The 21,981-nt window shown below is 55.2% G+C and carries 16 protein-coding genes; 8 read left to right on the forward strand and 8 right to left on the reverse strand.

Annotation, left to right across the window (positions count from 1 at the left end):
- Positions 1-192: 192 nt before the first annotated feature.
- From GOV85_RS18730 to GOV85_RS18745, 4 genes are all read right to left on the reverse strand, one after another.
- Positions 193-1,173 carry a DUF2955 domain-containing protein gene (locus GOV85_RS18730; protein WP_171238822.1) on the reverse strand — a complete coding sequence of 327 codons (981 nt, stop codon included), beginning with the start codon at positions 1,171-1,173 and terminating at the stop codon, positions 193-195.
- A 16-nt stretch (positions 1,174-1,189) separates the two neighbouring features.
- Positions 1,190-2,254: an HlyD family secretion protein gene (locus GOV85_RS18735; protein WP_171180988.1), complete on the reverse strand. Its 1,065-nt coding sequence runs from the start codon at positions 2,252-2,254 to the stop codon at positions 1,190-1,192.
- Complete coding sequence (locus GOV85_RS18740) at positions 2,251-3,330, reverse strand: AI-2E family transporter (RefSeq protein WP_171180990.1); 1,080 nt, start codon at positions 3,328-3,330, stop codon at positions 2,251-2,253. Before GOV85_RS18740 ends, GOV85_RS18735 begins: the two co-directional genes overlap by 4 nt.
- Positions 3,331-3,510: 180 nt before the next feature.
- Positions 3,511-3,780, reverse strand: coding sequence for a potassium channel family protein (locus GOV85_RS18745; RefSeq protein WP_348540126.1), 270 nt, complete (start codon positions 3,778-3,780; stop codon positions 3,511-3,513).
- 478 nt (positions 3,781-4,258) lie between these two features.
- Between GOV85_RS18745 and GOV85_RS18750 the strand changes: the two genes are divergently transcribed.
- Entirely contained in the window at positions 4,259-7,546 is a 3,288-nt protein-coding gene (locus GOV85_RS18750) for an adenylate/guanylate cyclase domain-containing protein (RefSeq protein WP_171180994.1), read from the forward strand.
- Positions 7,547-8,710: a hypothetical protein gene (locus GOV85_RS18755; protein ID WP_171180996.1), complete on the forward strand. Its 1,164-nt coding sequence runs from the start codon at positions 7,547-7,549 to the stop codon at positions 8,708-8,710.
- Here GOV85_RS18755 and GOV85_RS18760 read toward each other — a convergent pair.
- Both GOV85_RS18760 and GOV85_RS18765 read right to left on the reverse strand, forming a co-directional pair.
- Positions 8,707-12,306, reverse strand: a complete 3,600-nt coding sequence (locus GOV85_RS18760) for a flavoprotein (protein WP_171181002.1) — start codon at positions 12,304-12,306, stop codon at positions 8,707-8,709. The two genes, GOV85_RS18755 and GOV85_RS18760, sit on opposite strands and share 4 nt — an antisense overlap.
- Before the next feature lie 323 nt (positions 12,307-12,629).
- Entirely contained in the window at positions 12,630-14,207 is a 1,578-nt protein-coding gene (locus GOV85_RS18765; protein ID WP_171181003.1) for a DUF5928 domain-containing protein, read from the reverse strand.
- A 143-nt stretch (positions 14,208-14,350) separates the two neighbouring features.
- Here GOV85_RS18765 and GOV85_RS18770 point away from each other — a divergent pair, with 143 nt between their 5' ends.
- A complete protein-coding gene (locus GOV85_RS18770; RefSeq protein WP_171181004.1) occupies positions 14,351-15,169 on the forward strand; it encodes a sulfotransferase family protein in 819 nt (272 codons plus the stop codon).
- Between the two features lie 105 nt (positions 15,170-15,274).
- On the opposite strand, the gene ilvD is transcribed toward GOV85_RS18770, so the two are convergent.
- A complete protein-coding gene (gene ilvD / locus GOV85_RS18775) occupies positions 15,275-17,107 on the reverse strand; it encodes a dihydroxy-acid dehydratase (protein WP_171181005.1) in 1,833 nt (610 codons plus the stop codon).
- A 108-nt stretch (positions 17,108-17,215) separates the two neighbouring features.
- Here ilvD and GOV85_RS18780 point away from each other — a divergent pair, with 108 nt between their 5' ends.
- The 5 genes from GOV85_RS18780 to GOV85_RS18800 all read left to right on the forward strand — a co-directional run bounded on the left by GOV85_RS18780 (position 17,216) and on the right by GOV85_RS18800 (position 20,611).
- Complete coding sequence (locus tag GOV85_RS18780) at positions 17,216-17,779, forward strand: helix-turn-helix domain-containing protein (RefSeq protein ID WP_171181007.1); 564 nt, start codon at positions 17,216-17,218, stop codon at positions 17,777-17,779.
- A complete protein-coding gene (locus GOV85_RS18785; RefSeq protein WP_171181009.1) occupies positions 17,776-18,045 on the forward strand; it encodes a hypothetical protein in 270 nt (89 codons plus the stop codon). The genes GOV85_RS18780 and GOV85_RS18785 overlap by 4 nt, the downstream gene beginning before the upstream one ends.
- A 93-nt stretch (positions 18,046-18,138) precedes the next feature.
- Positions 18,139-18,993, forward strand: coding sequence for a 3-mercaptopyruvate sulfurtransferase (sseA, locus tag GOV85_RS18790; protein WP_171181011.1), 855 nt, complete (start codon positions 18,139-18,141; stop codon positions 18,991-18,993).
- Positions 18,993-20,177 carry an amino acid aminotransferase gene (locus GOV85_RS18795; protein ID WP_171181013.1) on the forward strand — a complete coding sequence of 395 codons (1,185 nt, stop codon included), beginning with the start codon at positions 18,993-18,995 and terminating at the stop codon, positions 20,175-20,177. The genes sseA and GOV85_RS18795 overlap by 1 nt, the downstream gene beginning before the upstream one ends.
- 137 nt (positions 20,178-20,314) lie before the next feature.
- Positions 20,315-20,611, forward strand: a complete 297-nt coding sequence (locus GOV85_RS18800; protein ID WP_171181015.1) for a YciI family protein — start codon at positions 20,315-20,317, stop codon at positions 20,609-20,611.
- Positions 20,612-20,658: 47 nt separating this feature from the next.
- On the opposite strand, the gene GOV85_RS18805 is transcribed toward GOV85_RS18800, so the two are convergent.
- Positions 20,659-21,969: an ammonium transporter gene (locus GOV85_RS18805; protein ID WP_171181017.1), complete on the reverse strand. Its 1,311-nt coding sequence runs from the start codon at positions 21,967-21,969 to the stop codon at positions 20,659-20,661.
- Positions 21,970-21,981: the final 12 nt, after the last annotated feature.

Genomic DNA, 21,981 nt, shown 5'->3' on the forward strand with positions numbered 1-21,981 from the left:
CACCGTCAGCCTCGTAACCCGAAGCTCAGAGGTGCAAACCCTAATCACGTAAACAGCGTCAGAAACACAAAAAAACAACCCAAAATACTACTGGGCCAACACTTCAAGCCATGAACCGAGCCGCCGAAGCTCAGGACAACAGACGCAAATACGACTAGTCACATTCCCGAGACCAACACGAAGCTAGGTTGCTCAAACGGTCTGACGTTTCTTTTCCGGCCAGAACTCATCTACTACGACATAGGCTGCGATTACAAAGAACGCAGCGCTGGCGACCTGCAGAACGCGCGTAATGCTTTTGACATCTGCCTCGTCGGAGAATGGTGCAATTGATCCACCATACACAATCAACGCTGTTGTAATTGCAGACCCGGCTGCTGCGGCCAGAGGGAATTGGGACTTTCCAAGAGCACCAAGTGCCAAGCAAAAGAAAAAGCAAAGCAGAATTGATGTCAGAATGACTGGGGCTATGACGTTAATCTCATAACAAATGATTGATATTGCGGCTCCGAGCAGGTTTGACGTGAGCATCGCCTTTGCCACGGTTTTTCCTGCTGCAGGCATTGCTGCGAGTTGTTGGCTGAGAAGGGCCACAAAAAACAAAACCAGCAAAGCTGAGGCACCAGATACGAAGAATGCCAAAGCAAAGGGCACTGTTACAAGCGACATTCTGACAATTCGTCGATGAGGGTCAAAATCTGTCGATGCTGCGGCTTTGCTGCCCGATGCCGTTTGCGGGGTCGATGGTATCAGAACAAACATCAACGTTGAAACAAACCCTGCAAATAGCAGGTTCAACGGTATCCAGAACACAAGCACCAACGCCAAATCCTGGGATTGTAAAACAAGGTTTGGAATCATCAATGCGCCCATAAGAGCGATGACACCGGGCAGAACGCCTGCTCCGGAAACCGACCACATGAAGGACAGGATTATTCCGATGGCCACCAGTATGAGGAACACGAGAGGATAGGGTGCAAGCACAGACGACAGAAAGAAGGAAATGAACATCAATCCAATCGAAAAAATGAACAGTTTTCCGAAGGCTGCCAACGGTAGTGCTGCAGGTGCCTGAAGGAACAGGGCTGTGAAAACCGACCCGACCACGGCAAGTGGCCACCCCAGAAACAGGCCCAAGGCGAAGACGCCAGTCACACCCAGCGCCAGTCGCATAACCGAGTTTCGGTCCTCAATACGCATAGGACAGGATTGAAACCAGACGGATATAGGTCCGGCCGACCATGTTCAGCAGGGAATTGTCGCTGAGATACATGATCACATCGGCCTGTCCGTTGAGCTGGAAGCGAAGATCATCTTCAGCGTCTCCAGCCTCATATCCCGGCAGAACTATCCGTACGGGAAACCGTTCTGGTTCACGCAGAAAGCCCTTGGTGCTTGGTGGGCTGGCCAACTGACCCGGTTCATCCCCACCGCTGAGTGAGACGGCTGCGCTGAAGCTCTCAATCACGCCGGGAACAATCTTGCCGGGGTGCATGTCCAACACGACGTCAACCGGCGATCCCACCGAAGCGCGGCCGATGTTGTTCTCGGTAAAGTACGCCTCGATCCAGACGTCGGTTGCATCTAAAAACGTCAACAGGTCCTGACCGGATCGTGCATATGTACCAGGGGCGATCAGCAGATTGGATATGACACCTGTTGCTGGTGCGCGCAGTTCCGTCCATTCAAGGTTCAGTTCTGCGTCTGCCAAAGCGGCCAATGCGCGCTGAATTTTCGGGTTTTCGATACCGTCATCGCCCAGCCTTTGCTTGGCTTTTTCCAGATCAGCTTTGGCATTCTCAAAGTTTGCTTCAGACTCGGCCAGTTGCCCGCGTGCGTCATCAGCCTTTGAGACGGCGATCAACCCTTTCTTTTCAAGGGCAAACACACGTTCGGTTTGAATGCGCATCGTGTCGAGATCACTTTGCGCCCGCGCCAGTTTGGCCTGCGCGGCACTCACCTCTGCCGAAGATGCACCAACTTCCTGCGTGGCTGCTTCCAGATCAGCTTCTGCCTTGTTGCGATCGATTTCATACGGCCTGGGATCAATCCGAACCAGTATTTCCCCTGCCGAGACGACCTGACCGTTTGCAACAAGGACTTCGGTGACTGTTCCGGTGACCTGAGGAACGATCTGGGTCGCGACGGCCTTTACTCTGGCGTTTCCAGTAAATGGCGTCTTTCGGTCGGCGACGAGGTACCAGACGAGGAAGATCAGGATGATGCCCAGCGTGGTCCATATCGTCTTTCTCATTCTGCTTCTCCTGCCGCAGCACTCTCGGCTTCGGGCGAAGCATCAATCCAGACTTTGAACAGCTCGTAAAAGACAGCGAACAGAACCGGCCCCATGAAAATACCGATCAAGCCATAAGCCATCATGCCCCCAAGAACACCGATGAGGATCACCAGCATGGGTGTCTCGAGCCCTTTCGAGATGAACACGGGTCTTAGGAAGCTATCCATTATTGTGACGGGAACGGCCAGTATCGTGAAGATCAAGGCGGTGCCGCCGGACATCGAGCTCCATGCGTATATGATCACCGGCAGAAGAACCAAGCCGGGGCCAATCTGGATGATCGAAAGTATCAGGCAGACAAATGCCAGCGTCGCGGCCGAGTTGATCCCGAACAGCACAAGCAATATCCAGACGACGACCGCCTGAATGGCCGCCACGCCGATCACGCCTTTTGTTACGTTTCGAATCGTTGCTCCAGCCAGAGTGACGAATTCCCCGCCACGTGGTGCGAAAACACGGTTCGCAAAACGTTGCAAACCTTGAACCATAGTTGGTCCAGGGCTGAACAACGCCCCCATGATCAAAACGGACAGAGCAAGTCCCAACAGCCCAATTCCGATTCCCAGAACCTTACCGAAAAGGGACTTTGTGATCTCAAGGATCTGCGCGCCGTATTTCGCCAACGCTCCGTCCAAATTCCGCTCGAACATCCCCCAAACGTCGGCAATCTTGCCTCCAACCAGAGGTAGCTCTTTGATACCCTCTGGCGCAGGTGGAATTTTCAACTCACCTTTGTCAGCCTGTTCTGCAAACTCGGACCCAAGCTCTGCAGCGCCCGATACCGCCGTTGCCACCGGACCAAGGGTTAGTACAAGACCCAGCAACACCAGGATTGTTGCTGCAAGTTTCTTCCGCCCGCCCAGCTTGGACTGCAACCAATCGAAAACAGGATAAAGTGCGACGCACAGGATCGTGGCCCAGATGACCACGCTGGCAAGCGGCGCAACCATGACCAGCGCGCTATAGAGGAATAATCCGAGAAAGAGTAATCGTATTGCGAGGTCGACAATTTTGGCGTCCTGAGTCTTTTCCATTCCATCCCTCCGCTATCCGTTTTTTTGAATATTACATTCAAAAAAACACTATATGTGTATTTTTTTGACCTTTGGGGGTCACCTATCATTTTGAAGACACGTATGAATCCCGGTCAGAGCCTGTGTCGTCATGTTGACGCCTCGTCAGCACGAGGATTTGCTTAGCCGGGGACGATACGGCTATTTCTCTTTTTTCTCGTCGCTTTGAGACAAGATCGTGTCCGCGACCGTGGTTGCCGCAGTCACGAAGACGCCGAGGCCCACAATGATGTATACCATCGTGAATATCTTTCCCGCCGCAGTTTCAGGTGAAAAGTCACCAAAGCCTACGGTCGAAATCGTCACGACAGAAAAGTAGATGGAGTCAAGCCAACTCCATCCTTCGACAAAGCGGTAGAAGACCGAAGCCCACAAAATCATTCCGATTGTGAAGGCAAGTAAGCCTTTCACTCGACCGTCCTTGAAGGCGACACTTATCCCTCGTGTTATTCTGGTTAGTGAATTCAACGAGCCCTCACTGGTAAACAAATTCATATATACTATTAACAAAGAACTCGAAAATTTGAAGCATTTTGGCGGACGGTCGTGCACAGGGTTACAAGGTGTGTTCAAAGGACGGATGGGAAAACCCCTCAAGCGAAAGCATATTGGATATCTGAACCGGCAATTTAGCAGGGCTTAAACACTGACCCGCGACGTGTACCAAAGGCGGCTTTAAGTCGAATCCATGCAAACGGTTTGATGGTTGCTGACGTGCCAAGAATATTGCGTTCAAATTTGCGTCCCGCCGATGTTTGAAGACACAAATCCAACGGAGCAAACTTGGATAAATATAGACATATACGCAAATTAATTTGGTTTTTGCAGACTCAACCCTGAAACCCATGTTAGGAATAAAGTTGAAGTAAGGGGACTTCAGAGGGGCAACATGTCTCGGGACCTGAGCAAGTGGCTAAGCGCAATTGGATTATCTGACTACGCGCAGGCCTTCCTAGATAACAAGATCGATTTTTCCATACTGCCAGATTTGACGGCTGAAGATCTTATAGAAATTGGGGTAACTGCGGTCGGGGATCGTCGGCGGTTGCTGCGTGCTATAGAAAAACTCGACGTTACGGAAACGTCCGAGGCATCTGAATCCTCCGATCCAATTGAACCTGCACGGCGCCAAGTGACTGTGATGTTTGTTGACCTCACGGGGTTTACAGAAATGTCCAGTGGTTTGGATGCCGAGGATCTGCACGCGCTGCTCAACCAGTTCTTTGGCAAAGTTGACAGCGTGGTTGAGAAATTCGGCGGGCGCATAGACAAGCATATCGGCGATGCTGTCATGGCGGTTTTCGGTGCACCTATCTCACATACCAACGATACAGAACGGGCGGCCAGAGCAGCGGCCGAGATACATGCGGTATTGCCAACACTGACGCCACCATTGTCTTGTCATATCGGTATCGCTTCGGGTCAGGTCATTGCCAGTACAACAGGCAGCTTGGCGCATACGGAATATACCGTCACCGGAGACGGGGTGAATCTGGCCTCGCGCTTGACCGATATTTCAAAGGGCGGTGAAACATTGGTTTCACATGACATTCAACGCGCTCTGGGTCCGCTTTTCGTGGGCGAGTCTATTGGTGTGCAGGCGATAAAAGGCCTGAATGACCCTGTCGAAGTCTGGCGCTTGGACCGTTTGGCCCGGAACATTCGGACAAGACGACATAAGTTCATCGGGCGCGACCGCGAGATGTCGTTGTTTTCGGCGACATTTGACCGATGCAAGCGACACGGAGAAGGCGAGGTTCATGTGGTGCTGGGTGAGCCTGGGATCGGCAAGACGCATTTGTCCGAACAGGTGGCCGAGTTGGCCAAGAGCCTGTCCTATTCAACCCACAATGGCGTGGTTATGGATTTCGGAGCGCGCGAGGGGCACTCGGCTATTCAGACCGTGGCCCGCAGTGTTTTGGGCCTTGATCCGTCGGATGGCGCGGAAACAGGTACGGCCCTGGCCAAAGACGCGATCGCCAAAGGCTGGGTCAGCCCTTCGAACGCCGCGCATCTCAACGCACTGCTTGAACTTGAGCAGGATCCCGGTTTGGCTGAGGTCTATGCCGTAATGGATAACAAGACCCGGTTGCGTGGGCGCAGGCAGGTCATTGATGAGTTGCTGCTTGCCCGCAGTCAGGACGCGCCTTTGCTGATCCAGATCGAAGATATCCATTGGGCGTCACCCGACATTCTTGCAGCCTGCGCACATATCGCCGCAGCAACGCGGCAAATCCCCTGCGTCTTGATGATGACCAGCCGGGTCGAAGGAGACCCGATCGACCGAGACTGGCAAACAGCCACGGATGGCGCGCTTGTCTCCAAGTTGGAATTGGCACCGATGGGGGAAGATCAGGCACGGCAATTGGTCGAGGAGTTTACGGCCATCGACCCCGAGCTTTTGGAAACTTGTGTCAAACGTGCGGGTGGCAACCCGCTTTTTCTGGAACAGTTGCTGCGCAACATTGACATTCTCAAGCAGGAAACCGTGCCTGGAAGCATTCAAGGCATCGTCCAGTCGCGTTTGGATGCGCTGGACCGCGCCAGCCGCACCGCCATTCAGGCGGCGTCAGTGCTGGGGCAGAGGTTCTCACCCGAGGTTCTGAATTACATTCTCGGGGAAGGGCATCTGGACACCAACAATCTGATCCGTTCGGCCCTGATCCGAGAGGCCGGGGCTGATCTGATGTTTGCCCACGCGCTGATCCGGGATGGATCATATGCTACGTTGGTCAAATCCGAGCGCGCGCGCCTGCATCGCCAGGCGGCCAAATGGTTCGAAGATCGTGATGCAACCCTGCGCGCGCAGCATCTGGACCGGGCGGGTGCCAACAATGCGGCGCAAGCCTATCTTGAAGCTGCCGACAAGCTGATCCACGCGTTCCGGTTCGACGACGCCAGCCCGTTGATCGAACGTGCTTTGGAACTGCCGTCGCCCGCAGGCGTCCGGTTTGACCTGCTGTGTGCACGGGGTGAGACGCACCGGCTGCAGGGTTTGTCCAACGAAGCCTTGCAGGAATTTCGAGACGCAGCGCGACTTGCAGAGACAGATGAGCAAATCAGCCGGGCGCATATTGGTCTTGCACAGGCTGCGCGACAGGCCAGCTTGTATCAGGACGCGCTTGAGGCGCTGGATACGGCTGAAGCTGCGGCCGAGCGTGCTGGCTCCGAACGGGACGTGGCCCAGATCAACTATGTGCGCGGCAACGTGTATTTCCCCTTGGGCCGAGACAAGGAAGCGTTGAGCGCCAACGAACGAGCGCTTACTTTGGCCCGCAAACTGGACTCCGTGCGCCTTGAAGTGGGGGCGCTCAGCGGGTTTGGTGATGCCAACTTCATGAAGGCCACAATGAGGACAGCGACTGGGTTCTACACGCAGGCGGTTGATCGGGCGCGCGAAAAGGGTCTGGTTCGGGACCTGGCGGCCAATCTGCACAACCTGAGCGTTGCGCGCAGTTACATGGGGGATGTCGAACAAGGGCGCGCAGACGCAAACGAAGCCATCGAAGTTTCGCAGAAGTATTTTGCTTTTGTGCCCGAATGTGTGGCTCAGACCTGCCTGGGTGTGGCCGATACCTTTTTGGGCGATCTTGATCAGGCGCTTGAGGCATTCCGGGTTTCGGCCGAGATCGCCGAGCGTGTGGGGGCTAAGCGGCTAGAGGCGCAGGCGTTGGAACATCTCGCCCGCACCCAGGTTTATGCCGGGCAAATGGATCAGGCTTTGGAAACGGGCCGCCGTGCGGTTGAGATTGCATTGGAACATGGTCGGAATTTTGTGGGGCCCAAGGCCTTGTCGGCTCTGGCGATGGCCGAAACTGACCCGGACGAGCAAATACACCTGTTGAATTTGGGGGCCGAAATCATTGCGGAAGGATGTGTCGGTCATAGCCATCTGCACTTCTACCCCGATGCCAGCGCAGTCATGTTGGCACGAGGTGATTGGCAAGCTGCAAATGACTATGCGGATGGGCTGGCGGCCTTTACGGCCGGGGAACCTTTGCCACTGGTTAATTTGTCCATCCGCCAGACGCGCTTTCTGGCGGAATGCGGGCAAAAGGGTATCGTGCCAAGCGAACATGAGAGATTTACCACCCTTCAAGCCGAGTTTGCCGAGATGGGAATTACTCAATCCCTGCTGGGGCGCGCTGATTTTCTGACGGAACAGGCAGGGGGCTGAATGAGCGTCGAGAAGAAGGTTTGGCTTATCTCTGGCCTGCTGACCCTAGGGTTGGCAGGTCTTTTGCTGAAACTATGGATCGAACTGAACCATTTCGAAGGTGATCCGACGCAGTTGCCAGATCAGGCCGCCGTAGACTCATATCTGGGTAAACTGGATGTTGTTCCAGACTACTACGTGCGGACAGGGATATTCATAAAGTCATTCAACTTTATGGGGGCCAGTGATGTTCAGGTCACGGGCTATATCTGGCAGCACTACAAGACGGGCGAGCATGATAAGATTATCCCGGCAGAGGGCGAGGTCGGATTTCTTCTGCCCGAGGCGGTGGACACCGCAAGCGGCCTGATTGCCGAGGCGTATCGACTGCCGCAGCCTGACGGTGTTCTGATTGGGTGGTATTTCGAACAAACCCTGCGCCAGAGCTTTGATTACACAAGCTACCCCTTTGATCACAAAACGGTCTGGGTGCGGTTCTGGCCGGCATCGTTTGACGACGCCGTCGCTTTGGTTCCTGATTTCGAGGCATATCCAGCGACCGGACCGGACGATATTTTTGGAATCGACAATCAGATCGTGATGGGTACCTGGGAACGGGAAAACACTTATTTCGACTACAAGCTGTCAAATTTGGATACAACGCTGGGCATCGGACAGAATGCGTATCAAACTAACGCGCCCGAGTTGCACTATAATTTCGTCATCAAACGCAATTTTGGCAATGCGTTTATCGTTCATATGGTCCCTTTGCTCGTTGTGATGATGTTGCTGTTCGGTGCGGTCATGACAGTCACCCGCCGCGAGGGCTTGGCCGAGAGGCATGATTTCAGCACGTCCAGCGTGATCGGCACCTGTTCGGTTCTGTTCTTTGTGATCCTGCTGGCGCACGTGCAGCTGCGCGAAGGCTTTGCCGGCTCGCCCGTAATCTACATGGAGTCGTTCTTTTTTCTGATGTATTTCATGCTGCTGGCAGTCTCGATCAACACCTATCTATTCGCCTCCGAGGCGGTGCCGTCGCTGCGGATCATCCACTACCGGGACAACCTTATTCCCAAGGCAAGTTTCTGGCCATTTGTGCTGCTGTGCATGGTGACGATCACGGCTTATAACCTTAGCCTGAAGGAAAGCCATGAATCGCCGCCGATCATCACACAAGACGGTTAAGCTACAGGTTCAAACCCCGGTTTTGGCTCGCCCTGCGCCATGTCCAGCGTGTAATCGCTGACCATCTCTGAAGTACCATCGCGCAAGTTCTTCAGGTATTTCTGTGGGTCTGCGATCACATAGGCGTATGCGGGCTTCATCACGCCGTTCACAACCACATTGATCTTCTTGCGGATATACACGTTTTCAGATGAGTTTGGGCCGTGGTAACCTTCCAGCTTATCCAGCTCGTGCAAGCCGGATTCCGTCACGCGATAGACCTCACCACTGACCTGTTTGCCCATACCTTGTTGATCCACAAGCGTGGCCATACGGTGCAGGTATCCGCAGTTCGGATTGTCACAGAATGGCTCGTTCGGGACGATCAGCGGCATGGGTTGCCGGGTGCGGGCCGGACCCACGAAGTCGTTTAGAACTTTGCTGTGCGCGGCGTGGTTCGGGAATCCCTGTTTCAGCGAACCGTAGGTGAAATAAAGATATGTTGGCTCTTGCACGGCCACAAAGCTCTCGTCGCGCCCCTGTTCTGGTTCAGCGATCTTCACGTCATGATCGCGTGCCCAGGCGTCCAGCATGGCTTGGATTTCGGGTTCGATTGTCATGCCCTGGACAAACTCGATGCATGATGTTGCATCCATGCCCTTTGCCCCCAGCAGGATTTCCACCATCCTGGGCGCTTTGTTCATCACCGCCACGTGCAAGGCCGTAAACCCGTGGTCATTGACGATGTTGACGTCGATCTCGCGGTCGATCAGATTCTGCGCAGCCTCGTAATCCGGCTTGCCCAGATTGTGACCGCTTTCGTTCAACTCACCTTCACCACCGGCTGCATAATGTAGCAATGAATCACCATGGGCCTCGTCCACGATGTTGATGCCGACAATATCTTCGTCGATGGCGCGGAACACCCGCTTCCATTCGTTGATGTCATCGGCGGCGGCAGCTTCGCGCGCCCATTTGCAAACACGGTATTTTTGATCGTCCAACTCCTCGAAGGCGTCGGCCAAAGCCTCCATGATCTGGTCCGGAGTTGCCATCATTCCGATACCCATCCGCCCGTTTGACAGGCGACCCTCGCGCGGCCCGATGAAATCAACGCCCAGCGTCTTCAGCTTTTCGACATTGTTCTGCGTAGTGATGTTGTTCCACATATTCGTATTGCAAGCGGGGCAAAGGATCACCGGTTTCTTCTGGTACTGCCACGCCACAAAGACTGAGGTCAGAAGGTTGTCAGCAATACCGTTGGCCACCTTGCCCATCGTGTTGCAGGTGATGGGAGCCACGATGACGCAATCGGCCCAGTCGCACAGCGCCAGATGCGAAGCCCGCACTGGCATGTCGAATTTCATATAGCGGAAATTCCACTCATCATCGTCGCGGTAATAGTCATTGTGGGTAATTTTGGCGTCGATCCTCTCCGCCCCGAAATCGCGGAAGAACTTTTCGGCTGAGACTGAGGGGATAAGTTTCACATTGTGCCCGGCATCGACGATGCGCTCGACAAGTTCAGGGATTTTGTCTGCTGCAGACGAGCCGCAAGCACACAACAATACGTTGCGCTTGCCCGCGTTGACCTGATTCATCACCCCTTTGGGATAGCCGAACGGGTTCTTTTCCAGGCTTGGGGTTTCGTTCAGTTCGGAAACAGGCAGCCCTTCCTGGCGCATCCTGGCCTGCAATTCACCGGCCCGGATCATGTCCACGATGTCTTCCAGCTCTTCGCTTTTACTGATGCATTCGCCCTGGAAAAACAAATACGGCACGTCCGGTCGTTCACCAAGCGTTACCAATTGCCGCCGCATCCTGATCATATTGGGATCGCGTCCGCCTACGTCGATCTGCTTGACGGTTGTCGCGCCGATATTCGACAGAATGCTGCGCAGCATATAGGACCAGGGGTCTTCATCCTCATAAAACAGAACCATCGTGTTGTGCTTGAGAATACTGACAACATCGCTCGGGTCCTCGGGCGGGTCGATTTCTTCGATCATCACCAATGCGGGGTCTTCCAGATCGCGCAACCCGCGGAAAATATTGCCGCGTGGCGCTTGCCAGACCTGAGAGGTCGCGGGGCTCATGTCGACAATGGTGACAACATCTGTGTCTTCGTCATAGGCGATGCAAAGACACCAGAACTCTTCCAGCAGGGCAGTTTCCCGATAGACGTTTTCCGGTGGGCGGATTGCTTCAATCCCGGTGACGCGGTTGAAGTCGATATTGATCATCAGGTGACGATCTTTGTTCGTATTCAGGCTCTTTAGCTGTTCCTTGAACCAATCCTGCGGGGTTTGGATCGATCTGTCCTTGCGGGTTGCAAAGCTTTGGAACGTACTGCCCAAATGCACGTTTTCAGACTGGCTGAGGTATTTTTCCGCCATCTCGTGCATGTCTTTGGCGGTGGCGACCCGGCTGACAGCTTCTGTGAACGACGCCTCGGTGGCCCGCAAAAGCTCATCCTCGTCCACGCGGTTGTCGCCGTGAATGGCCAAACTTTCCGCCAACACACCGAGTGAGTTCATATTGGGTGTGGCCCGACGGAACAGGTTGCGGCGCTTCTTTGGGTCTTTTGCCAAATAGAGCGTACTGTCGACATAGTTGCACCGCTGTTTGAACGTTTTCAGATGGGTTTTGACCGCGGCACGCGCCGAGAACCGCAGTATGCCACGAGACCGCATCGAGGTTCCGTCACGGTCCGACATGGCCTTCCACAGCCGTTCGATCGTAGTGACCCAAAGCTTGCCGTATTTTTCTGGATGCACATCCATCATGTGGATCAGCCCGGTGCTTGGGTTGCACTTGGCAATGACGGCAAAATGTCCGCCCGGCATGTTTTCTTTGCCATGGGCGACGCCGACTTGAAAATTCGCCACCAGAATATCGTTTTCTCCGCCCAACTGATTGGACTCGTCGATTGCCTCAAGCAGCAGCGGCACGCTTGTTGTGTCTTCGTCCATGAAATAGGCCTGAACCTGAACCCGGTCCCTAAGCCCTTGCGAATGAATATAGGTGCAGGCGACGTCAAACAGTTCACCCAACGAGATGCCGTCATTCACCACAAAGGATGACGGCAGCGCGCATTCGCGGAATATGTCATTCACCTCGCAGCTGAAACCCAGAGCCGACATGCTGAGCGCGGCAGCCGTCACGCTGCAACAATTGATCGGCTGCTGGAAATTCTCCAACTGTACACTGACAAGGTCGCCGAACATTGTAGCGAAACAGCGTTTTCTGATGTCTTTGGGTATATTCCGCCAGCTCTCGCTGGACAGGTATGCCAACCGGGTTCCGTCCAGCGCAAGCGCTTCGAGGCTGACAGGGATATCCGAGATCTGAAGATGTTCTTCGTAGAAATAATCACCCACATCTGCGCTGGCCAGAGGGTGGCCGTTTTGCCGCAATTGAACGACACCACGCAACACAACATACATGCCGTTCGCGGGCAGGACCGTGTTTCCGGTTACCTCGATACACTCGAAATGAGGGTTGATAACAGCAGGCTCGGCCACTTCGGCCTCGCCGGGCAGCACTTTGTAAATCTGGCTCCAGTCTGCGTCATTTGGGATGTATGATCTGGCATTGGCAATTTGGTCTGTGGTCAAAACTATGTCCCCCCGGAGCTGCGTTTCAAATTTTGAATTTCGACCAGCAGAATGTTTGTTTGTTGTTCGGGTGGGAACTTATCTTCGCGCAACAAAGACCACCCGGGTCGGAGCTTTTTCTCTGATCGAGGCTGATCTGTTGATTTAAAAAGTATGAACAAATCGGCCCAATTGGCCGAACAATATCCGATTTTTAGACAAAAATCACGAATACTATGAGTTTGATTTCAATGGCGTTGATGCTTGGGTCGGCTGCGGTCTGAATCAGTGCACGGCGCGTACCCTGCCAGAGCCATTTTTCGTTTGTCGCGCAGAGTTTCTGCCTAATCGAGGAAGAGGTAATCTAGGCGCATCACGGCGCTGGCCTTTTCCTGATTCACGCCAAGGAACCTTGAGATGACGGCTTCGTTTTCACTGCGGTCGGCCGTTTCCCGCAGACGCAAACAATTCTCAATCCGCGCCGCTCGGATCTGTTGCGATTCATAACTCAGATCGTTTCGCAGCGTCGGCACTAGGCGCGCTACGTTTTCCCTCGGGCTGTTTTCACCCGCCAGCCCGACGCGGCGGGCATGTCCGATAAGATAGTCGTCGGAATACTCGCATTCGACTTCAAGCACATGGGTTTTGGCCTGATCCCCGCAGAAATCTTCAAGCACATCCAAATTGGCTGGGTCGAGGCACAGAACCAATTGATCCGACCGGAAACTGTCAAACAGCATGCGTACAACCGCCCGCCTATGGCGTGACCGCTTGGTAAGGCTCGCTTCTATCCCACCCAAGTCGGGCAGGTAGGTGTCCTCTTCGTTAAACAGGTACTCAACACAGGGGATATCCGTCTCAGACGCGATCTGACTGACCAGCCGTTTGGCAACATGCCATTTCTTGCACACGATCACGAAAAGCTCGCGTTCAGGGCCCAAGGCCCGACCGGATTCCCAGAAGCGTTGCCCAAAGCGGCGACCGATCCGCCCGCGTCCGGTCAGAAATGCGTAAAGGTTAGGCCCTTCATTCGAGACCGGAAAATCAATGCCCTCGCTGGCATAAAGCGACCCCAGGCGATCTTTAAGCTCGTGCGCTTCGGGGCTGATCTTACGAGCAAACAGGTAATCCTGCCCCAAAAGCATGTCATAGTGGTCGTTGTAGAATGTGACCGGCATTCCATAGTCAGAAAACATAAGGAAAGTCGGTGTGCGGTTTTCGATCTCACCCTTCGGAATCAGGTGGCGTACCAGCGTCTGAAAGAAGGTCTCGTCCGGGATCCATGTGGTTGAGAAAAACCGGATCACATCTCGTCGCTGGCGCAAGAAGTCCAGGATCATCTCAACCGTGCGGCGGCGCAAGCACCACCACTGGCTGCCGATCATGATTTGCAGATCTTCGGGAATTTCCCGCGTCAGACCAAACCGCTTCTGCATCTCATAGGCGGTGTAAAACAGTTTGGGCTGAGTGCGTTCGTTGAAATGATGGCGATAGATCAGCCGGTCTTCTTTCATGCCGGTCTTGATCCAGTTGCTTTCAAAGAAATCGTGGCTTTCGATGAAATCCTTATCGCGATCGTCCAGAAAACGGTGGGTGTATTCGGCAGTTTTTATGGCCATGCAATCGCCAGAAAGCATGTAGAAATGCGTGGCGCGCGGAAATGCCTCGACCGCGGCCTTCACGGCGTTCAGCGTGGCGTGCACCAGCGACCATTCTCCCCAGCCGCATTTGATGCGCTTGGCGGCAAAGGCCACGTTGGGATTTTCGCGCAGCGCGGTTCGGATCCGGTCATAGGCGTCAGAGCTTGCACGCGCATCGAAGTGGATCGCCATGCAATCGCCCGCTGCAGTTAGCTGTTCGGCCTGTGCGATGATCGCCTCGGGGTCCTTATGGCACAGCAATATGTAGGCAATCTTTGCCATTGGTATCAGGTAATTTCCATTTCTGCCCGGTTTCAACCGTGATACTGAGGATGCGCGATTGAATAAACAGAATAATTTTGGTTCTTTAAGACCAAACGCTGGCGTATCGGATCGAGTTCTGACCAGCGAAGGAGGCACAGCAGATGGGGTTTCCCGGTACCTGGATGACCGAGAGTGAAAGCATGGTGTACCGTGTGGTGCCCAAATGTGCGTGCTCGACCATTGGCCAGATCATGTATTACTCGGATCACGGTCAGTTTTTTGATGGCGACATCCACGATGCAAAGGACGGAATGCACAAATGGGCTTTTGACCAGAGTCAGGGCCTGATTACCAATAATGTGCGCAGCCACGCCTCGTACTCTTTCACCTGTGTGCGCAACCCTTACACCCGCATACTTAGCTCGTTCTTTGACAAGATCTGCGGCATCCAGCGAAACGGCAAGCGATACCGGGGCAATCTGGTGCCGACGCTGATCTACAACTACGGGATCGAAGTGGGTGGCGATGACGGAAAGGGCGAATTCGATCAGATTGCCAGCTTCCGCCGGTTCCTGCTGTTTGCCCGTGATACGATCCGCTGGCGGCGTCCGATGGACCCGGACATTCACTGGTCAGCCATGTCAGGTCATGTATCGACCTTCATTGTGAATGGCGGGCGTTACGACCAGATTTTCTGGACCGAGGCCTTCAACGACGGAATGCAGGGTGTTCTGGATCATGTCGAATTGAAGCACCCAGTCGCATTGGCCGATATTCCGCGGTTCAACGAATCCGAAGGCCACGGCCCCAAACGCGCGCATCCGGTCGAGGATTACTTCGACGATCTGTCGATGCATCTGGTCTATGAAATCTACAAACAGGATTTTGAGCTGTTCAAATACGATTTCGAAAACCCGGCCAACAAGATGCCGATCGGCGAAATCGATCTGGATGAAATTCACGCCAAACTGGGCGATTGAGGGCAGGGCCTCCGCCTATCCTCACTGTTTCCTGCCAAATACTTCCAAGTATTAGCCTAGAAAGGGTCGATTAACGGCCAGCTGAAAAGGCTGGCCGTTACCAGATCAAAGCTGGCGTACAGCTCCTTTTGCCGCGCTGGTGGTCAGCTTGGCATAAGCTTTCAACGCAGTAGAGACCTTGCGTTTGCGCGGCGCGGCAGGTTCCCACCCCTTGGCGTCTTGCTCCTGGCGGCGCTCTGCTAGCTCTTCATCGGACACAGCCAGGTGGATCGAGCGGTTGGGGATATCAATCTCAATTTTATCGCCGTTCTTGACCAGTCCAATTTCACCACCCTCGGCTGCCTCGGGCGAGACGTGGCCAATCGACAATCCGGACGTGCCGCCCGAGAAGCGGCCATCGGTCAGCAAGGCGCAGGCTTTGCCCAGCCCTTTGGATTTCAGATAGGAGGTGGGGTAGAGCATTTCCTGCATGCCGGGCCCGCCGCGCGGGCCTTCATAGCGGATGACAACCACGTCACCCTCTTTCACCTTGCCGGTCAGGATGTCACTGACGGCCTGATCCTGACTTTCGCAAACGTAAGCAGAACCGGTGAATTTCAGGATGTTTTCATCCACACCAGCTGTTTTCACGATACAGCCGTCGCGGGCGATGTTTCCGAACAGAACCGCAAGGCCGCCATCCTGGCTGAAAGCGTGCTCTTTCGCGCGGATCACGCCGCCTTCGCGGTCGGTATCCAATTCTTTGAACCGGTTCGACTGGCTGAACGCCTGCGTTGTGCGCACACCGCCAGGAGCGGCCCTGAACAGCTCTTGCGCCCTGGGGTTGTTGGCGACCTTGATGTCCCAGTTGGCAATCGCCTCGCCCATCGTGGCCGAGTGCACCGTGCTGCAGTCTTCGTGCAGCAGGCCCGCTCGGCTGAGTTCGCCGAGGATCGAGAAGATTCCGCCAGCGCGGTGAACATCTTCCATATGCACGTTCTCAGTGTTGGGCGCGACTTTGCACAAGCACGGCACCCTACGGCTGAGGCGATCCATGTCGGTCATGGTGAAATCGACCTCGCCCTCATGTGCGATGGCCAGCAGGTGCAGAACGGTATTGGTCGACCCACCCATGGCGATGTCGAGGCTCATGGCGTTCTCAAACGCGTCAAAAGTTGCGATCTCACGCGGCAGGAAGCCTTTTTCGTCCAGATCGTAATGTCGCTTGGTGATCTCAACGATACGGCGACCCGCTTCCAGGAACAGCTCTTTGCGGTCGGCATGTGTTGCCAGTGTCGAACCGTTGCCCGGCAAGGCCAGACCCAGCGCTTCGGCCAGACAGTTCATCGAGTTGGCCGTGAACATCCCCGAGCATGATCCGCAGGTCGGGCAGGCGTTTTCTTCGATGTGCTGAACCTGCTCGTCGGTGAATTTGTCATCCGCTGCGGCGACCATGGCGTCCACAAGGTCGATTTTCTTCGCGTCCAGATCGGCGATGTCGATCTTGCCCGCCTCCATTGGCCCACCTGACACAAAGATCGCAGGAATGTTCAGGCGCATGGCAGCCATTAGCATGCCTGGCGTGATCTTGTCACAGTTCGAAATGCAGACCATGGCGTCAGCGCAATGCGCATTGACCATGTATTCCACAGAATCCGCGATCACTTCACGCGAGGGAAGCGAATAGAGCATCCCGTCATGGCCCATGGCAATGCCGTCATCCACCGCGATGGTATTGAACTCTTTTGCAACGCCACCTGCGGCCTCGACTTCACGCGCCACCATCTGACCCAGATCTTTCAGGTGCACGTGGCCGGGCACAAACTGGGTGAACGAATTGACGATGGCGATGATCGGCTTGCCGAAATCATCATCGCCCATGCCTGTGGCGCGCCACAATCCGCGGGCACCGGCCATGTTGCGGCCATGGGTAGAGGTTCTGGATCGGTACAATGGCATGATGCTGTTTTCCCTATTTCCTCGGGTTGCATGTCTTTGGGGTCGTACGTTATAGCGCACGTAGCACATGTGCGTTATAACGTACAAGAGGATTCGCGGAGCGCTAAAATGGATGCTGATGACATTACGCTTAGGTTGCGAGATGTGCGGTCGGCTTCGGGTCTGAGCCTGTCGAAAGCGGCTGAGTTGACGGGCGTCAGCAAGGCCATGCTGGGTCAGATCGAGCGTGGTGAATCCAGCCCGACAATTGCAACACTGTGGAAGATCGCCAAAGGCTTTCAGGTGCCGCTGAGTGCGTTGATCGACACGGCCAATGGCGACCCCTCAGTCTTTCAGACTGTCACCTTTCCCGGCAGTATCGAAGTCAAGATCGTCTTCCCTTTCGATCCCGTTCTGAGGGCCGAGACGTTTCACGTCAGTCTGACCCCGAACCAAAGTCACGAGTCACCAGCGCACGCAACGGGTGTAACAGAAGAAGTCTTTGTTCTTGAAGGTTCTCTCGACATTCTGCGCAACGGGGACTGGGTACCCTTGCAAGCAGGCCAGGGCGTGCGATTTGCTGCTGATTTGCCGCATGGCTATCGCGCAGGTCCGCAGGGGGCAGCGTTTCTGAACATGCATCACTACGCCCAACACACCGAATATTCACAGACGACCAAGGCAGAGTCATGACCGCATTTTTCGACAGCCTCACCATCGTTGACGCCATCGGCTCGTTCGGAGCCCTTATTGTGGTTGCGGCCTATTTCGCGACACAAATGCGGATGATGAACTCTGACGACCTGGCCTTTCCTGTCGTCAACCTGCTGGGGTCGGTGCTGATCGTCTATTCCTTGCTTGAGAATTTCAACTTGGCTTCAATGCTGATCGAAGGGTTCTGGATTTTGATCAGTATCATCGGCATCATTCAGCACTTTCGCCCGCGCGGGGCGCGATAAATCAAGTGGGTATCAGGCGCTAGCGCTATCCACACTTGAACCTAAAAGACGCGGGGTATAGGGAAAATCCAAGCTCGCTTAGGGGAGGCTTTGATGCAGGACGATCCAAAAACCCTCGTTTCGACTGAATGGCTGGCCGCGCATATGAAAGACCCGGATCTGCGGATTCTGGATGGGTCTTGGTATCTGCCCGCGCAGAACCGCGACGCCAAAGCCGAATATGATGCCGGCCACATCCCCGGGGCGCGGTTCTTCGATATTGACGAAATCTCGGATCACCGATCGGAACTGCCGCATATGGCTCCTCCGGTCGAGAAATTCATGTCACGCCTTCGGGCGATGGGCGTGGGCGATGGTCATCAGGTTGTCGTCTATGACGGCGCTGGGCTGATGTCAGCGGCACGTGTCTGGTGGTTGTTCCGTCTGATGGGCCAGGAAAACATCGCGGTTCTGGATGGCGGTTTGCCCAAGTGGCAAGCCGAAGATCGCGAGATCGAGGATCTGCCGCCGGTCATCCGTGATCGTCACATGACTGTGCGCGTTCAAAACCAACTTGTCCGGGACGTCACGCAAGTTTCCGCTGCAGCCAAGTTGGCTGATCATGAGATCATCGATGCCCGCTCTGCCGGTCGGTTTACCGGCGCGGAAGCCGAGCCGCGCGAAGGATTGCGTTCGGGCCATATCCCCGGGTCCCGCAACGTCCCGTTCGGCCAGTTGCTCAATGCAGATGGCACAATGAAATCGCCCGAGGACTGTCGTGCCATTTTCCAGGCCGCTGGCGTTGATCTGTCCAAACCTGCAATCACCTCATGCGGGTCGGGCGTCACTGCCGCGATTCTGAGCCTTGCGCTTGAACGCATGGGCAAGAAAGACCACTCGCTTTATGACGGCTCCTGGGCTGAATGGGGTGCCTTCCCAACCCTGCCCGTCGCAACCGGAGAGAACTGATGTTCGAGAACCTCAAGCCGCAGCCTGCCGACAAGATTCTGGCCTTGATGCAGATGTACCGCGAAGACCCGCGCGATCAGAAGATCGACTTGGGTGTGGGCGTCTACAAGAACGCCGATGGCGTGACTCCAGTGATGCGTGCAGTCAAAGCTGCCGAGCGACGCATTTTGGAAGAGCAGGAAACCAAAGCTTACACCGGTCTGGCGGGTGATCCGGCTTTTGCAGACGCGATGATCGGCTTGGTCCTGGGCACATCGGTTCCGCGTGCCAACATTGCCGCTGTGGCGACACCCGGCGGCACGGGCGCTTGCCGACAGGCGTTCGAGATGATCCGCATGGCGAACCCTTCGGCGCGTGTGTTTGTTTCGAACCCGACCTGGCCGAACCACCTGTCGATCTTGAACTATCTGGGGATAGAGACCGTTCAGTACCGGTATTTCGATGGCGAAACCCGCGGCGTTGATTTCGACGGGATGATGGCCGACCTGAAAACCGCCAAAGCAGGTGACGTAGTTCTGTTGCATGGCTGCTGTCACAACCCGACCGGTGCCAACCTGAACATGGTGCAATGGCAAGAGGTCGTGAACCTGATCAACGAGCTTGGCCTCGTGGCGATGATCGACATCGCCTACCAGGGATTTGGTGACGGTTTGGAAGAAGACGCACAGGCGGCACGCCTGGTTGCCTCATCGGTCAAGGAATGCCTGATTGCCGCGTCTTGCTCGAAGAATTTCGGTGTCTACCGAGAGCGTACTGGTTTGTTGATGGCGATCAGCGCGGACGCCGGACAAACCGCTTTAAATCAGGGAACACTGGCGTTTCTGAACCGCCAGAACTATTCCTTCCCGCCGGATCATGGCGCGCGCGTCGTGACAACCATCCTGATGGATGAGGCCCTGCGCGCGGATTGGGCAGCAGAGCTGGAAGAAGTCCGCCTGTCCATGCTGGGACTGCGCCAGCAAATGGCCGACGAGTTGCAGCGTCTGAGCGGTTCGGACCGTTTCGGTTTCATTGCCCAGCACAGGGGTATGTTCTCACGCCTGGGTGCGGCACCGGAACTGGTCGAGAAACTGCGCGTAGATCACGGCATTTACATGGTTGGTGACAGCCGCCTGAACATCGCAGGTCTGAATGCGGCGACGGTGCCGATTCTGGCACAGGCGATTATCGCCGTGGGTGTCTGACCGGGTCACCATCAAATAACAGAAGCCGCGCCAACCAGCGCGGCTTTTTTCTGGAATATGGCATTCGGTCCGACTGGCCCTATCGCCAACAAACAACCGCCCCTAACCTCATAGAGGTACTGAATACGAGGTTAGGAATGCGCTGGGCTGTTATCTTCAAAGACACAGAGGACATGCTTCAAGTTCGCGCACGGCGCGACCTTCGCGATGCGCATGTCGCATATGCCAAGGCCCATCCCGAGTTGTTGATCGGCGGCGGCTTGAAGCCTGATACAGATGAAGACTTTTGCGGCGCGCTTTGGGTTGTTGAGGCCGACAGCAGAGCGGATGTCGTCGGTTTGATCGAAAAAGACCCTTTTTATGTGCCGCAATATCGTAGCTTTGAAATTTTCACTTGGGGAAAATTGCTCGAAGATCAGATGGCGGTTTTATAAAAAAAGCCGGGCGCGAACGCCCGGCTTAGGCTCTAATATCTCAGGATTTAGCCCTTCGAGAATTCGGGGTAGGCTTCCATGCCCAGCTCTGCCATATCGAGGCCGTTGATCTCGTCTTCTTCGCTGACGCGAATGCCAAGGGTGGCTTTCAGGATCGTCCAAAGGATCAAAGCGGCCACGAAGGTGAAGACACCGTAGGCCACTACACCGGTCAACTGGGTTATCAGGCTGGCTTCACCGTAGAAGATGACGGCGATGGTGCCCCAGATGCCTGCGAACAGGTGGACCGGGATGGCACCGACCACATCGTCGATCTTGAACTTGTCCAGCATCGGAACCGCGAAGACCACGATGATACCGCCCACAGCACCGATCCAAAGCGCGCCGAACAGGGTCGGGGCCAGAGGTTCAGCGGTGATTGACACCAGACCGGCCAGCGCGCCGTTCAGCACCATGGTCAGGTCAGGCTTTTTGTACAGGACCTGTGTCATGATCAGGGCTGCGACAGCACCGGATGCGGCGGCCATGTTGGTGTTGGCGAAGATGCGCGATACGTCGGTTACGTCACCCACGGTGCCCATCGCCAGCTGCGAGCCGCCGTTGAAACCGAACCACCCCAGCCACAGGATGAAGGTACCCAAGGTCGCCAGCGCCAGATTTGAACCGGGCATCGGGTGAACCTTGCCGTCCTTGTACTTGCCAATCCGCGGGCCAAGGATCAGACAGCCAGCCAGAGCGGCCCAGCCACCGACCGAGTGTACAACGGTCGAACCGGCGAAGTCGGAAAAGCCCATGGCGTCCAGCCAGCCGCCGCCCCATTTCCAAGACCCCGAGATCGGGTACAGGATACCGGTCAGCACGACGACGAAGATCAGGAAGGGCCAAAGCTTGATACGCTCCGCTACGGCACCCGACACGATCGACGCGGTTGCCGCCACAAAGACCAACTGGAAGAAGAAGTCCGACCCGATCGAGGCGTAGTCCAAAGCAGCCTCGGCAGGGTCAACGCCGACTGGATCAAGCACGGTCGGACCACCAATGGCAAGGAAACCATTGAAGTCGCCCGGATACATCGTGTTGAAGCCAACCAGCCAGTACATGATCGCGGCAATGGAAAAGAGCGCAATGTTCTTGATCATCTGCATGGCGACGTTCTTGGACCGCACCAGACCGCCTTCCAGCATGGCAAAGCCTGCAGCCATGAAGAAAACCAGAAAGCCCGCCATCAGGAACAGCAAGGTGGTGAAGATATACTGGGTGTGCAGCGCAGCCTCGCCTTCAGCGGCCTCTTGCGCCAGACCCATCTGCGGCAGCACGACAAGTGCAGCGGCAGGGATGAGAGATTTCATCAGGTTCATTTTACTTCCTCG

Origin of the sequence: Ruegeria sp. HKCCA4633 (genome assembly GCF_013034605.1) — a bacterium.
In the GTDB taxonomy this organism is placed as follows: Bacteria; Pseudomonadota; Alphaproteobacteria; order Rhodobacterales; family Rhodobacteraceae; genus Ruegeria.